At 63.2% G+C, this 14108-nt stretch carries 14 protein-coding genes; 3 read left to right on the forward strand and 11 right to left on the reverse strand.

What is annotated here, in order from left to right; translation table 11 throughout:
• Positions 1 to 5 precede the first annotated feature (5 nt).
• The 3 genes from ACVIIW_RS05335 to ACVIIW_RS05345 form a co-directional block, all read right to left on the reverse strand.
• Positions 6 to 704, reverse strand: a complete 699-nt coding sequence (locus tag ACVIIW_RS05335; protein WP_456699785.1) for a DUF4276 family protein — start codon at positions 702 to 704, stop codon at positions 6 to 8.
• A gap of 1 nt (position 705) precedes the next feature.
• Positions 706 to 1830 carry an AAA family ATPase gene (locus ACVIIW_RS05340; RefSeq protein WP_456699786.1) on the reverse strand — a complete coding sequence of 375 codons (1125 nt, stop codon included), beginning with the start codon at positions 1828 to 1830 and terminating at the stop codon, positions 706 to 708.
• Positions 1831 to 1932: 102 nt separating this feature from the next.
• Positions 1933 to 3675, reverse strand: coding sequence for an outer membrane beta-barrel protein (locus ACVIIW_RS05345; protein WP_456699787.1), 1743 nt, complete (start codon positions 3673 to 3675; stop codon positions 1933 to 1935).
• A gap of 193 nt (positions 3676 to 3868) precedes the next feature.
• On the opposite strand from ACVIIW_RS05345, the gene ACVIIW_RS05350 reads away from it, so the two are divergent.
• Positions 3869 to 4876, forward strand: a complete 1008-nt coding sequence (locus tag ACVIIW_RS05350) for a KpsF/GutQ family sugar-phosphate isomerase (RefSeq protein ID WP_456699788.1) — start codon at positions 3869 to 3871, stop codon at positions 4874 to 4876.
• 89 nt (positions 4877 to 4965) lie between these two features.
• Here ACVIIW_RS05350 and ACVIIW_RS05355 read toward each other — a convergent pair whose 3' ends face one another.
• Positions 4966 to 5517 (reverse strand): carboxymuconolactone decarboxylase family protein, encoded by a 552-nt coding sequence (locus tag ACVIIW_RS05355; protein WP_456699789.1) that lies wholly within the window; start codon positions 5515 to 5517, stop codon positions 4966 to 4968.
• A gap of 71 nt (positions 5518 to 5588) precedes the next feature.
• On the opposite strand from ACVIIW_RS05355, the gene ACVIIW_RS05360 reads away from it, so the two are divergent.
• A complete protein-coding gene (locus ACVIIW_RS05360; RefSeq protein WP_456699790.1) occupies positions 5589 to 5909 on the forward strand; it encodes a winged helix-turn-helix transcriptional regulator in 321 nt (106 codons plus the stop codon).
• Positions 5910 to 5945: 36 nt separating this feature from the next.
• On the opposite strand, the gene ACVIIW_RS05365 is transcribed toward ACVIIW_RS05360, so the two are convergent.
• The 4 genes from ACVIIW_RS05365 to hemH all read right to left on the reverse strand — a co-directional run bounded on the left by ACVIIW_RS05365 (position 5946) and on the right by hemH (position 9690).
• Entirely contained in the window at positions 5946 to 6389 is a 444-nt protein-coding gene (locus tag ACVIIW_RS05365; protein WP_456699791.1) for an NfeD family protein, read from the reverse strand.
• Positions 6390 to 6444: 55 nt separating this feature from the next.
• Complete coding sequence (locus ACVIIW_RS05370; RefSeq protein WP_456699792.1) at positions 6445 to 7449, reverse strand: SPFH domain-containing protein; 1005 nt, start codon at positions 7447 to 7449, stop codon at positions 6445 to 6447.
• 209 nt (positions 7450 to 7658) lie between these two features.
• Positions 7659 to 8627 carry an ABC transporter substrate-binding protein gene (locus tag ACVIIW_RS05375; RefSeq protein ID WP_456699793.1) on the reverse strand — a complete coding sequence of 323 codons (969 nt, stop codon included), beginning with the start codon at positions 8625 to 8627 and terminating at the stop codon, positions 7659 to 7661.
• Positions 8628 to 8649: 22 nt separating this feature from the next.
• Positions 8650 to 9690, reverse strand: a complete 1041-nt coding sequence (hemH, locus tag ACVIIW_RS05380) for a ferrochelatase (protein WP_456699794.1) — start codon at positions 9688 to 9690, stop codon at positions 8650 to 8652.
• An 81-nt stretch (positions 9691 to 9771) separates the two neighbouring features.
• Between hemH and ACVIIW_RS05385 the strand changes: the two genes are divergently transcribed.
• On the forward strand, positions 9772 to 10170 hold the full coding sequence (locus ACVIIW_RS05385) for an MAPEG family protein (protein ID WP_456699795.1): 399 nt from the start codon (positions 9772 to 9774) through the stop codon (positions 10168 to 10170).
• Between the two features lie 38 nt (positions 10171 to 10208).
• On the opposite strand, the gene ACVIIW_RS05390 is transcribed toward ACVIIW_RS05385, so the two are convergent.
• From ACVIIW_RS05390 to ACVIIW_RS05400, 3 genes are read right to left on the reverse strand one after another with little or no spacing between them, the layout of a single operon-like run.
• Entirely contained in the window at positions 10209 to 11294 is a 1086-nt protein-coding gene (locus tag ACVIIW_RS05390) for a nickel/cobalt transporter (protein WP_456699796.1), read from the reverse strand.
• A complete protein-coding gene (locus ACVIIW_RS05395) occupies positions 11291 to 11929 on the reverse strand; it encodes a DUF1007 family protein (protein ID WP_456705091.1) in 639 nt (212 codons plus the stop codon). The genes ACVIIW_RS05390 and ACVIIW_RS05395 overlap by 4 nt, the downstream gene beginning before the upstream one ends.
• Positions 11929 to 14007 carry a M3 family metallopeptidase gene (locus ACVIIW_RS05400; protein WP_456699797.1) on the reverse strand — a complete coding sequence of 693 codons (2079 nt, stop codon included), beginning with the start codon at positions 14005 to 14007 and terminating at the stop codon, positions 11929 to 11931. Before ACVIIW_RS05400 ends, ACVIIW_RS05395 begins: the two co-directional genes overlap by 1 nt.
• Positions 14008 to 14108: the final 101 nt, after the last annotated feature.

Consider the following 14108-nt stretch of genomic DNA (forward strand, 5'->3'; position numbering starts at 1 on the left):
ATTCGTTACGACGCTCCGACGTGCTCAAGCCTTTCGAGCCAGGCTCGAAAATTTGGGCAGTGATCCCTAATAATCTGAAGGCCAATTCCCAGTACTGCTACGTTCCCGTGTAATATCTTCTGATAGGACGGGAATAGAGCAGCTATCCGCTTTGAAGGCGCGGTCACAGGCGAATCATTAATCTCTTCCGGGGACTGAAAGCCGTCGCGAATCTGCTGAAACTGTGCCCCAAGATTTGCCTGTCCGATCGCTTCGGCAAATCGGGCACAGTCGCTGAATAGCAGCGCTTCGAACTCGTGCATCAATACAAATGGCACAAATCTGCTTCGATCGAAGTCGGAGCCCATCGCAGCAGCAATATCGTCCAATATTTTTGATTGCACGATCGCTACTTTGGCTTCAGCTGAACCCAAAGCATTTGCTTCTGCTCGCCCCGGCCATCCGTCGTCAGCGCCTGACGGCAATCCATAGAAGTCAACCATCAAAGTTGCGATGCACGATGGATCGTTCTTCAGGTGCCCAAGGATGTCACGCTTTGTCGAGGACCATGGCTTTATGCCGCCACGATGAATCCTCAGGCGAGCATTGCCTATTAGGCGAGCGCTAATACTGTTGAAACCATGAGAATAGAGATGCATGCAAAGCACCTCATTCACGAAGGTCTCCTCAGTCTGCCCCTCTACGTGCACCAACAACCGCTTCATATTATTCTGGCGTGGGGCGCCCTCCGATTTCGTTCTTTTCCCAGAGTTGACCTAAACTGTAGTCAGAGAGCCAATCCTTGAGAGGCGCAGATTCCAAACGATTCAGAATGGTGCCACCACCATCCCTCCGCGCGACGAGAACCTCCTCAGGCTCAAAATAGTCCAGCAGAAGTGGTGATTGAGTAGAGACGATTACTTGAGCTCTAGCGGAAACTTGCCGTACGAGCGATGCAAGCAAGCCAATCGCATATGGATGCAAGCCCAACTCCGGCTCATCAACGAGAACAATCGACGGAAGATACTTTTGTGGCTGCAAAAATAGGGTCGCGAGCAAAATGAACCTAAGAGAGCCATCCGAAAGGGCCGAGGCATTGAAATATTGATCTGAACGCTTGTGCTTCCAAGCAAGACGGATCGCCTCCTCATTGAGGGGATCGGGCCGCAACAAAAAATCATCGAAGAACGGTGCGACAAGCTGCACCGTTGCTCTGATCAAATCATATTCCGACGAATGCTTCTCTTTGAGCAAATAGAGAAAGGCAGCGAGGTTAGCACCATCCGGACGCAGATAGGCATTATCATCAAGCTTTGCGGTTTGCCGCATAGGTGACGTGGGGCTTGTATCGTGAACATGATACAATCTCCACAAGCTGAGGCGATGTTGAACCCACCCGGGCGTCCTGATCAATCTTGGATTGCTTATGCCGGCCTCGCGACCTGCTCCCTGAGGATCGAGATACTCAATATAGGGACTCCCAAACCCTCTCGATTTGTCCCAGAAGAGCGCCTCTTCACGAGAGGGGTACAGGCTATCGTCCTGGGTAGCGCTCAAGTCCAGCCTATAGCCGTTCATTTCGTCTTTGAATGAAAGCTCAAATTCCATCCTCGGTGTTGCTTTGGACCCGAAGTGGAGCAATTGATTTGCGCCGCCAGTCCTTCGAACGTAATCCTGCAGACGCCCTTCGCGAACCGAGTGAAGGAAGGAAAAAGCTCCGATGAAGTTCGACTTACCGGACCCGTTGGCTCCGACAATAATGTTAATCGAATTCAAGGGCAGCCGCTCGATAGAAGCGATGCTCTTGAAGCCTTTCACAGTGACATAGTCGAGCTTTTCCTTAAGGGACATAAGCAACCGAGTTTGCTTTCAATGCTGCTTCTTTCGCGGTGCAGACTATTTGTACCTTATCGTGAAAACTGAGTGTCTACCACCCCTGTACGTACCGCCCCTCTAATTCTGCAACCTAACTCCCAGCATCACCACCGTCCCCTGCGAACTCGCGCCAGAGACGTTCGAATCCAGGATGTCGTGGCGCAGCGTGCCCTTGATCCAGATGTTGCGGTTCAGCTTGTAGATCAGGTTGCCTTCGAGCGAGTAGGTCTTGTCGTTGCGATTCTGGCCCTGATAGTCGTAGGTGCCGTAGGTGAACTTGCCGATCGCGGTGAGCCAGCGGCGGAAGTCGTGGTCGACTTCGGCGGCATAGGTGTGCACCAGCACGCCGGAGGAGCCGGGGATGGTGGTTTCCGCGATCTGCGTGTCGGTGTTGAATTTCACCGTCGTCAGGCCGCTGGCGTTCCAGATCAGCGAGCCCGAGGTGAGGAAGCCCGAGAGCTGGCTCAGCCGCGCGTCGACATAGGTGCGCGCGGAATAGCCGACCGAGACTTCGCCGGTGAGGATGCGCGAGAACTCGAAGGACGAGCCGACCTTGGCATAGCCGCCGGATGAATCGCGCAAATAGCCGTTGCGGTCGGCGGCCTGGTCGTGAATGCGGTTGTCGCCCTCGATCTCGACGAACGGCTTGAGGCCAGGCTTCAGCTCGTAAGAGAAACGCCCGACGCCGCCATACTGGTTGAAGTCGCGGTCATCATTGCTGAAGGTCGAACCGTCGGTGAGTTTTGAATCCGTGTAGGCGGTGCGATCGACGGTCGCGCCGGCCGCGACCTGGAAGCGGTTGAAGGTCTGGTCGAAGCCGAAGGTTCCGCCATAGGTGGCGTAGACAGGATATTTCTGCAAACCGGCCTGCACGTTCGGGCTGCCGGGATTGTCGGTGGCGAGCCGCAGGCGCAGCTGCGACGTCAGCTTGAGATCGCGGTCGACGTCGAAACGGCCGTCGACATGGCCGGTGAAGTCAGGACGGTCGATCTCGACCGGCGACGGCGAGGGAAGCCCGTCGATCGCGGCCGGCATGTTGTTGGTGTAGCCGGAGAACGAACCGCGCAAATCCGCCACCAGCGCATGGCGCTCCCAGTCCGACATCACCAGCAGATCGGGCGCGACCACGTAGACGGGCGAACCGACAGGCTTTTGCAAGCGCGCAGGATTGCTGTCGTAGCCGGTGGAGAGCTCGAGCCCGCCCTTGATCAGGAAGCTGCCGGCGTAGTCGCCGACCGCGCCGAACGCATCGTCATCGACCTTGAGGCGACGGCGCAATGGCTGGCCGGGGACGGTGCCGGCCATCGCGGGCGACAGCGGCGCCTTATGCGCGGTCTCCGACGGCGGCGGCGCGATGCGCGGTGGGCCAAGGCTCGTGTCGGGCGTCGCAAGCGGCACCGGCGAGCCCGGGCCTGCGGGCTTCATGGGCTTCGGCTGGCCCGGATAGAGCTTTGGCTGCTGGCGCTTGCGGTTGAGCGAGTCGTAGCCGGAGCTGCTCGCGCCGTTGGCCGCGGGCAGGCCATAGGCCGGGACCTGGGCGATTCGGGATGGCGCCGCCGTCTCGCTTCGCTTGCGCGGATCATCATTGGGATCCGGCGGCTGCGGGATCGCATCCGAGGGTGCCTGCAGGACGCCCGCCGTGCGCCGCGTCGGCAGCGTGTCAGGCGAGACGAAGCCACCGCGGGTGGGATTGAACAGGTCTGGCGTGACGCTCTGGGCGGCCGCGGGCGCGCTTTCCAGCGCGGTCAGCAGCAGGCATGGCAAAGCGGCGCGAAGGAGTTGCGCGCGCTTGCTCCGGCCCCTGCCTGGAGGCGACCCCACGATGGAATAACTCCAACGAAATCAGATACTTGACTGATGGCCTCGCGCGGACACGCGGGGAACCATCCTTAATGGAGTTAAAACAATTATGGTTAATGACCCGTTGAGGTCCTGGCGCCCGCGTCGCCTCGAAGGTCCGGGCATGCTAAGGGAGGCGCCAACGGGCCGACGCCCCTCCTCCCTGGACCAGCACATGCCGAGTTCGAAACCGCTGATGACCCACTCATCTGGCCCCACTCCTGACAGCGTCGAATCCGCGCTCCGCACGCTGGAGACAGAGAGCGGCGGCATCAACGCGCTCGCCGCCGCGCTGCGCGGGCCGCTGGGCGAGCCTTTTGCCAGAGCGGTCGATCTGATCCGCAACGCCAAGGGCCGCGTCATCGTCACCGGCCTCGGCAAATCGGGCCACATGGCGCGCAAGACCGCGGCGACCCTCGCCTCGACGGGCACGCCGGCGTTCTTCGTTCACACCGCTGAAGCCGCCCATGGCGACCTCGGCATGATCACGACTGACGACGTCATCATGGCGCTGTCCTGGTCCGGCGAGCAGCCGGAGATGAAGACGCTGGTGAACTATTCGGCGCGGTTTGCGATCCCGATGATCGCGGTGACCTCGAACGCGGCGTCTTCGCTCGGCCAGGCCGCCGACATCGTCATCGAGCTGCCGAAGGCGCGCGAGGCCTGCCCGCACAATCTGGCGCCGACCACCTCGACCATGATGCAGGCCGCCATCGGCGATGCCATTGCGATTGCGCTGCTCGAAGGCCGCGGCTTCACGGCGCTGGAGTTCGCGCATTTCCATCCCGGCGGCAAGCTCGGCGCGATGCTGAAATTCGTCCGCGACTACATGCGCACCGGCGCGGAGATTCCAGTCAAGCCCCTGGGCACCAAGATGTCGGACGCGGTGGTGGAGATGTCGGCCAAGGGGCTCGGCTGCGTCTGCATCGTCGACGCCGCGAACGAGGCCGTGGGCATCATCACCGACGGCGATCTGCGCCGCCACATGCGGCCCGATCTGTTGACGGCGTCGGTCGATGACATCATGACCAGGCGGCCGAAGACCGTGCCGCCCTCGATGCTCGCGACCGAGATGATCGAGGTGCTGAACACCCGCAAGATCACGACGCTGGTGGTGACCGAGGCAGACAAGGTGGTCGGCATCGTGCATCTGCACGATCTGCTGCGGGCGGGCGTGGCGTAGGTCTCTCCCCGCCATTGGTTCGTCGCTTCAGCGCAAAATTGCTTCGCAATTTTATCGCGAGCTCCTCGCAATGACTGCGGTTGGAATGTCTACCCCGGAAACCGCGCCGCGTTCTCCTCCAGCGGCAGCTTCAGCCCGTTCGCCAGATACGACACCGTGCGGTAGAAGCCGCACAGCAGCATGATCTCGAGGATTTGCGCCTCGTCGTAATGCGCCGACAACACAGCAAACTCCGCGTCGGTGAAGGTCGCGCAGGTGTGCAGCGCGTCCACCGCCGCGATCAGGGCCTGCTCATCCGGCGACCAGCAGGATGAAGTCGCATCGCCCTTCACGGTCGCGAGCACCTCATCCTCGGTGAGCTCGGCCGGGCCGGCGAACGCCGCGACATGGACGCCCCATTCATATTCGCATGTGTTGAGCGCGCAGGTGCGGTCGATGACGATCTCGCGCTGGCGGAGCGACAGCGGTCCGGGATCGAGCAAGCCGCCGGCGCGAAACTTGTTCCAGGCGCGCGTATGGCCCGCCATGACCCGGAACAGCAGCAGCGGCGGCGCGCCGCGCATGATGCGGTCGAACTGCGCTTCGATCTCCGGGGGATAAGGCTGATCGAGCGGGGCGATTCGCGGCATCATGGATGACATGGGCGCCTTTCTTGCTACAATTAATGTAGCGCAACGCTACATTATCCGTAGCGGGATGCAAGAGGGGCGCGATGGCGAAACGGGGAAGCTCACGGAAAGTCCGCGGCTCGCGCACCGGGCGGCCGATCATGGCGCTGCTTGACCTGCTCGGCCGCCGCTGGAGCCTGCGGATCCTGTGGGAGCTGCGCGACGAGCCCCTCACCTCGCGTGCCTTGCGCACGGCCTGCGACGAGGCTTCGCCGACGGTGCTGCAAGCGCGGCTGACGGAGTTGCGCGAGGCCGGGTTTGTGGAACTGGGCGACGGTGGCGGTTATGGGCTGACGCCGCTCGGGCGGGACTTGTGCGAGACATTCATGCCGCTGCACCGCTTTGCGGAGAGGTGGAAGAGGTAGGGGCTGCTCTTACCCTCCCTTGGAGGTAGGAGCGGCTCACGCCGCAGCGACCGTCAAATTCGCACCATCCACCTGCACCACCTTCACCCGCGTCCCCGCCGGCGTATCCGGGCCGGCCACGCGCCATACCGTGTCGCCGATACGGACAGTGCCGTTGCCGTCGATGATCGGCTTCTCCAGCGTGAACTCGCGCCCCAACAGTGCCTCGGTGCGCTTGTTGAGGAAGGGGCTGGCGCTGCCATCAGGCTTCGGCCGGGCGAGCCGGCGCCACACCGGCACGGCGGCGGCGGCGAACACCGCGAACATCACGAGCTGGATCTGCCAGGAGATGACTGTAACGAACGAGATCAGGCCCACCAGCAACGCGGCAAGCCCGAGCCAGAACAGGAACACGCCCGGCGCGATCACTTCGAGCGCCATCAGGATGAAGCCGAAGATCAGCCAGTTCCAGTTGCCGAGCGATACGAACATGTCGGCCATGACACGACCTCTTTGTATTGGCGCATGACCTTAGCGGAAAATCATGCGCCGTTCCTTACCCTTGCCGCGGCGGGACCGAGGGCGGCGTCGAGCCGGTCGGGGGCACCGAGCTGGTGCGGCGCGCGGCGGCCGCCGCGGATGCCGCGCTTTCGCCGAAGGTTGCCTTGGCAATCTCGCCGATGCCGGCGAGCGAGCCGAGCATGCTGGTCGCCTCCATCGGCAGCATGATGATCTTCTGGTTCGGCGCCTCCGCGAACTGGCCGAACGCCTTGATATACTTGTCGGCGATAAAATAGTTCAGCGCGGCCACGTCGCCCTTGGCGATGGCTTCCGACACCGCCTGCGTCGCCTTGGCCTCGGCCTCAGCCAGACGCTCACGGGCCTCGGCGTCGCGGAAGGCAGCTTCGCGGCGGCCTTCGGCCTGGAGGATCTGCCCCTGCTTGGCGCCCTCGGCGCGCAGGATCTCGGACTGGCGCTGGCCTTCCGCGGCCAGAATGTCGGCGCGCTTCACGCGCTCGGCCTTCATCTGCCGGCCCATGGCTTCGACGAGGTCAGCCGGCGGCACGATGTCCTTGATCTCGATGCGGTTGACCTTGACGCCCCAGGGCGAGACCGCGGCGTCGACGACGCGCAGCAGGCGCTCGTTGATCTCGTCGCGATGCGACAGCACCTGGTCGAGATCCATCGATCCCATCACGGATCGGATGTTTGTCATGGTCAGCACCGTGATCGCTTGCGTCAGATTGGCGACCTCGTAGCTCGCCTTGGCGGCATCGAACACCTGGAAGAAGGCGACGCCGTCGACCGTCACGGTGGCGTTGTCCTTGGTGATGACCTCCTGCTCGGGGATGTCGATCACCTGCTCCATCATGTTGATCTTGCGACCCACGCGATCGAAATAGGGCACGATCAAGTTAAGGCCCGGACTCAGCGTCTGCGTGTATTTGCCGAACCGCTCGATGGTCCAGTCATAGCCCTGCGGGACCGTCTTCACGCCGGCAATCAGCGTGATGATGACGAGCAACACAAGAACAATCGCGAAAATGTCGAAGCCGCTCATATCTCCTCCAAGGCGGGAAAAAGGCCTCTCCCGCGCTGTCATTGGTCGGGATCAGGACCCTATCGGTTCAGCGGTCGCTTTTCACGTCGGCATTCTCGCCATTGCGCACAAGACGTGCTGAGAGGGGACGGTCACGATTATGTATTTACGAAGAGCCCTTGAAAGCGAGAAGGCGCAGACCTAGCGGCAAACGTTAACGATTTGCGACGCTACTCGATGACGTCGTTCGCGATGGCGAGCAGGCCTGGGGGAAGCGCGACGCCGATCGCCTTGGCCGTCTTGAGGTTGATTGCGAGCTCGAACTTGGTCGGGTTCTGGATCGGGAGGTCCGCAGGCTGCGCACCCTTCAGGATGCGATCGACATAGCCGGCGGCCCGCCGCAACTGCTCGGCACTGTCGGTGCTGTAGGACATCAGCCCGCCTTCATCGACAAAGGCCCGGATGCAGAACACGGCCGGCAGACGCGCCTGCTCAATCGCCGCCAGCAACTGCGCGCGGTTCGCCATGGCGAAGAAGTCCGGCAGCACCAGGAAACCGCCGTCCTTGCGCGACGCCAGCGCGGCGATAGAAGCGACATCATGCACGCGCGCCGGCTCGATCGTCACGTGCAGTGTTCGCCCGGCCTCCTCGAGCGTGCGCAGCATCAGCGGTGCGAACGGCGCGGTTGCCGGATTGTAGACGACGAAGACGCGGGACACCTTTGGCGTGACCTGCGTCAGCATCTCCAGCCATTTGCCGGCCAGCGGCCCGTCGTAATCGGTGAAGCCGGTGATGTTGCCGCCGGGATGGGCCAGGTTCTGGACAAAGCCCTGGCCGACCGGATCGGTGACCACCGCAAACACGATCGGGATCGTCGCGGTGCGCCGGCGCAACTCTTCCACCGAGGGGGTGCCGAGCGCGAGCAGGATGTCGGGCTTGAGCGCGATCAGCTCGTCGGCAAGCTGCGCGAGGTGGGCCCGGTCACCGGCGCCGCTGCGCCAGTCGATTTTGACATTGTCTCGATCCTTCCAGCCAAGGGAGGCAAGCGCCTCGGCGAGCCGCGGCCGGCCGATCACATCGTCAGCAGCAGTGACCGACAGCACCCCCAGGCGGCGCGGCGGAGCCGGCCGCTGCGCCCGTGCCCGGGGCGCCAGCGCGGCGATCGTCCCAAGAAGCGCCAGACACTCGCGGCGGTTCATGGGCGCCTCAAATCCAGACATCTCAGATCCAGCCTTGCAACTCCCGCAGCACGAGCGTGCGGATCACGTCCATGCCGGGAGCACTGTCGTTGAGGCAGGGGATCGCGGAAAACTGCTCGCCGCCATTGTGCCGGAAGATCTCGGCGTTCTCCTGCGCGATCTCCTCCAGTGTCTCAAGACAATCGGCGGAAAAGCCCGGCGTCACCACCGCAATCCGGCGCACGCCTTCTTTCGCCAGCCGCTCCATCGTCTTGTCGGTGTAGGGCTGCAGCCATTCATCATTGCCGAAGCGCGACTGGAATGTGAGCAGCAGGTTTGTGTCGTCCATGCCGAGCCGGCGGCGCAGTGCGTGCGTAGTGGCGATGCAGTGGCTCTGATAGGGATCGCCCTTGTCGACATAGGATTTCGGCATGCCGTGAAAGGAGGCGACGATCAGCTCGGGCTTGAATGGCAGGGTCGCGAGATGGGCCTCGATCGAGGTTGCGAGCGCCTCGATGTAGGCCTCGTCCTCGTAATATGGCGGCGTCACGCGCAGTGTCGGCTGGTTGCGCAGGCGGGCCAGCACGCGGAACACCTCGTCGCAGACGGTCGCCGAAGTCGAGGCGGAATATTGCGGATAAAGCGGAACCGCGAGAATGCGTTCGCAGCCCTTCGCGATCAGCGCATCGATGCCCGCCTCGATCGAGGGATTGCCGTAGCGCATCGCCCAGTCCACCCCGACATGCGGGCTAGCAGACAATGCGGCGGCGAGCTTGTCGGCTTGCGACCGCGTGATGGTCTTCAGCGGCGACTCATTGCGCTCGTTGTTCCATATCTTCCGGTAATCGAGCGCCTTGGTGCGCGGGCGGCTGCGCAGGATGATGGCGTTGAGCACCAATTGCCAGATCAGGCCCTGGTCCTCGATGACGCGGGGGTCCGACAGGAATTCCTTGAGGTAGACCCGCACACCAGGCGCATCGGCGGTGTCGGGCGTCCCGAGATTGACCAGCAGCACGCCCACGCGCGATGGGGCCGACTGTGTTGCCGGTTTCGCTGAAACGATGGGGGCGGCGATGGTCGTCATGACCTTTGGGTCGCGCGTTGGTCCGAACTTGTCAAGATGAGCCGGGTTTGGCTAGGGTCGCTTCCAGGCGGGGGAGGAACGATGACGCTCGCGGAATGGTGCGTGCTCGGAGCGCTGCTGCTCTATCTCTTGACGATCGTCTCGATCAAATGGATCAGGTTTCGCGGCTTCGACAATTCGCGGCCGCGCGATCCCGCCTTCTATCAGGACGCCATCGCGCAGCGCGCGCTCGGCGCGCACCAGAACGGGATCGAGACCTTTCCGTTCTTCGCCTTCGCCATCCTGCTCGCCGAATACAGGGACTCGCCGCAGCGCCTGGTCGACGAGCTCGCGGTGCTGTTCCTGATCGTGCGGGTCGCCTACGTCCTGACCTATCTCGGCAACCGGCCGGCGCTGCGCTCCATCCTGTGGAGCATCGGCTTTGCGATCAATCTCGCGATCTTCTTCATGCCGATGTTGAAGCGGCTGCTGCCGGTGTGAGCTCTTACCCTCCCCTGGAGGGCGAGGGTGAGAGGACCTCAAAAGCACGTCGTCCGCTCGGCCGCGATGTAGCCGAACAACAGCCCCGCGCCGAACAGCAGCACGAGAGCCGCCGCGCCGAGTTCGACACCGCGCATCAAAAGCGCGCCGCCGCCGTCACGCCCCGCGCTCAGGCGGCCGGCGACGTCCTTGGCCGAGACGGCCATCACCGCGATGACCGCCACAGTGATCGCGGTGCCCAAGCCCATCAGGAAGGTCGCGGCAATGCCGGCCCAGAACAGGCCCTGGGCGAGCGTGAACACCAGCACCAGGATCGCACCCGAGCAGGGACGGATCCCGACGGTCAGGATCGCGGCAAAGCCGCGCCGCCAGCCACCGGGGCCCGCGAGCTCGCTCGGAGTCGGGCCATGAGAATGGCCGCAATGCTCGTCGTGAACGTGGTCATGCCCGTGGTGATGATGGGCGTGCGCGGGATCATGACCATGATCGTGGTGATGATGGTCGTGGTGATCATGATGGTCATGCGGCACGCCCGCCAAGGCGGGCACCGGCTGCGCCACCTGCAGTGCGCGGAGGAAGGTGCGGCCCTTGACCCAGACCAGCCGCAGGCCGAACAGCGCGATCAGGGCATAGCTTGCGATTTCGATCGCGCCCTCCGCCTTGCACATGGTCTTGGCGGTGGCGTTCAGGATCCAGGCCGAGATGCCGACGATCGAGATCGCCGCAAGCGACTGCATCAGCGCGGAGGCAAACGACAGCGCGATGCCGCGCCGCGCGGTCTCGCGGTTGGCAACGAGATAGGAGGCGATCACCGCCTTGCCGTGGCCGGGGCCGGCGGCATGGAAGATGCCGTAGGCAAAGGAGATGAAGAGCAGCGTCCACACCGCCGAGCCGTCGGACTTGGCCGCCCGGATGGTCGACGACATCTGGCGATAGAATTCCGACTGCTTTGCCAGCAGCCAGCCGATGAGACCACCGGCTTCGGGCTGCGGCGCCTGCTTCGGCGCGCCGAACGGATTTTGCGCAAGGACATCGTGGAGCGCGGCGTCGGCCATGCCGGCGACGAGGAGAATAGCGGCGCAGGCAAGGAGCCCACGCCCGAACGGCGAGAGATGCGGCTTCAAGGGCAATCCACCGTGATCTTGTTGGCGAACATCATGCCGAAATTGGCATTCGGCCCATCCAGAAAGGTCTGCTCGTTGAGCTTCTGCGCGGTCGCGGAACCGTCACTGGGACGATCGAGCTTCATCTGGCAGCCGGCGGGTGCGCCGACCAGCTTGACCGGATTGTCCCTGGCCATCTGAAAGTCGATGAAGAAGGAGCGGTCGAACACTTCGAGCACCAGCTGCCTGGACTTCACCGGGTTCTTGAGCGGCAGCGTGAAATGCAGGGTCAGCACCGTGTCCTTGTAGTCGAGGTAATAGTCGACCGGGTCGTTGAAGCGCTCCTTCTTGCCATCCGCTTTCGCGAAGGTGAAGTAGGCATATTCCTTCAGCGACTCGACATTGGTCTGCGCCAGCGGCCCGAGCTCCTCGCGGGTATAGGCCCCCTTGGTCTTGCTCTCGAGCCCCTGCACTGCATAGGCGGAGAACATGTCGTCAAAGGTCCAGGCGTGGCGAACGCCGGTGATGCTGCCATCCTCGGCGTAGAGCAGCTCGCTCGTCGCTGTGATCCAGACATGCGGATGTGCGCTCGCCGAGCCTGCTGCAAGCGACAGGCCGACAGCGAGCAGCCATCCCAGCAAGACGCGCATGCCGATCAGGCCGCCTTTTCGTCGAGCAGCCCGCGGCGGCGGAGCAGCGCGTCGGGCTCGGGCGGGCGGCCGCGGAAAGCCTCGTAGGCGGCTTCCGGGTCGACCGATCCGCCGCTCGAATAGATGTCGTCATGCAGGCGTTTTGCCACCTCAGGATCGAAGACGTTGCCGGCTTCCTCGAAGGCGCCGAAGGCGTCGGCGTCCATCACCTCCGACCACATGTAGCTGTAATAGCCGGCCGCATAGTGATCGCCGGAGAAGATGTGGCCGAACTGGGTCGGCCGGTGCCGCATCGAGATTTCCTCGGGCATCCCGATCTTCTCGAGCTCACGTTTCTCGAAGGCGCGGACGTCCTGCGCGGCAGAGGCCGGCTGGGAATGGAACTCGAGATCGAGCAGCGCCGAGGAGACGAACTCGACAGTGGCAAAGCCCTGGTTGAATTTTCGCGCGGCAAGGAACCGTTGCAGCAGATCGTCAGGCAGCGGCTCGCCGGTCTGGTAGTGGCGGGCGAATTGCTGCAGCACCTCGGGCCGCTCCTGCCAGTGCTCGTAGAGCTGGGAGGGCAGCTCGACGAAGTCGGTGAAGACAGAGGTGCCCGACAGCGACGGATAGGTCACGTTGGACAGCATGCCGTGCAGGCCGTGGCCGAATTCATGGAACAGGGTGCGGGCATCGTCGGGCGACAGCAGCGAAGGCTCGCTGCCCGTGCCCTTGGCAAAGTTGCAGACATTGATGATGAGCGGGGCGATCTCGCCGTCGAGCTTCTGCTGGTCGCGCAGCGATGTCATCCAGGCGCCGGAGCGTTTGGACGGCCGGGCGTAATAGTCGCCGTAGAACAGCGCCTTGTGCTTGCCGTCAGGACCCTTCACCTCCCAGACCCGTACATCAGGGTGCCAGACCGACACATCCTTGCGCTCGGCGAAGGTGATGCCGAACAGGCGGGTGGCGCAGTCGAAGGCAGCGGCGATCATCTGATCGAGCGTCAGATACGGCTTGATCGCGGCGTCGTCGAAGTTGGCGCGTTGAAGGCGAAGTTTTTCGGCGTAGTAACGCCAATCCCAGGGCGCGAGCTTGAAATTGCCGCCCTCCTCCGTGATCAGCGCCTGCATCTCGTCGCGGTCGGCGAGCGCACGGGCCCGGGCCGGCTTCCAGACCCGCTCCAGGAGGCCACGAACCGCATCCGGCGTCTTCGCCATGGAGTCTTCGAGCCGGTAGGCGGCGAAGGTCGGATAGCCCAGCAGCTGGGCGCTCTCCTCGCGCAGCTTCAGGATCTCGCCGATGGCCGTGTTGTTGTCGTTGGCATTGCCGTTGTCCCCGCGCGCGATGAAGGCCTTGTAGACCTTCTCGCGCAGATCGCGGCGGGCCGAGCTCTTCAGGAACGGCTCGGCGGAGGAGCGCGACAGCGTCACGATGGCCTTGCCTGCCATGCCGCGGTCTTCTGCCGCAGCCTTGGCGGCGGCGACAAAGCTCTCCGGCAGGCCCTGCCGGTCGGCCTCCCCAAGCTCCATGAACCAGTCCTGCTCGTCGCCGAGCAGGTGATGGCTGAAGCTGGTCGCGAGCTGGGCCAGCTGCTCGTTGACCTCGGCCAGCCGCGTCTTGGCCTCGTCGGACAGGCCGGCGCCGGCGCGGTGGAAGCGGGTGTAGGTGCGCTCCAGAAGACGGAGCTGCTCCGGTGTCAGGCCAAGATCGGCGCGGTTTTCGTGCAGCTGGGCGATGCGGCCAAACAGCACGGCGTTCATCATGATGGGATTCCAGTGCCGCGCCATCCGCACGGAGACCTCCTTGTCGATGTCCAGGATGGCCGGATTGGAATGCGCCGAGACCAGGTCGTAGAACACCGCCGCAACCTTGTTGAGCAGCTTGCCGGAGCGCTCCAGCGCCGTGATGGTGTTGGCGAAGTCGGGCGTGGCCGGATCATTGGTGATCGCCGCGACCTCGGCGGCGTGATCGGCGAAGGCCTGCTCGAAGGCCGGCAGGAAGTGCTCCGGCGAGATCTCGTCGAAGGGCGGGGTCCCAAACGGCGTCACCCAGGCCTTGAGCAGCGGATTGGTCTCGGAGTCCGTAATTTGGTGGAGGTCTGACATCGCAAGTCCGATTTTTGAGGCAATTTGTTGGGCGCAGCTATAGCACGCGATGGGGCTTTTTTGGGCCATTTGGCCTTGCTCCCGCCGGCCTTTTCGGAGAG

The organism is Bradyrhizobium sp. USDA 4449 (assembly GCF_054056275.1).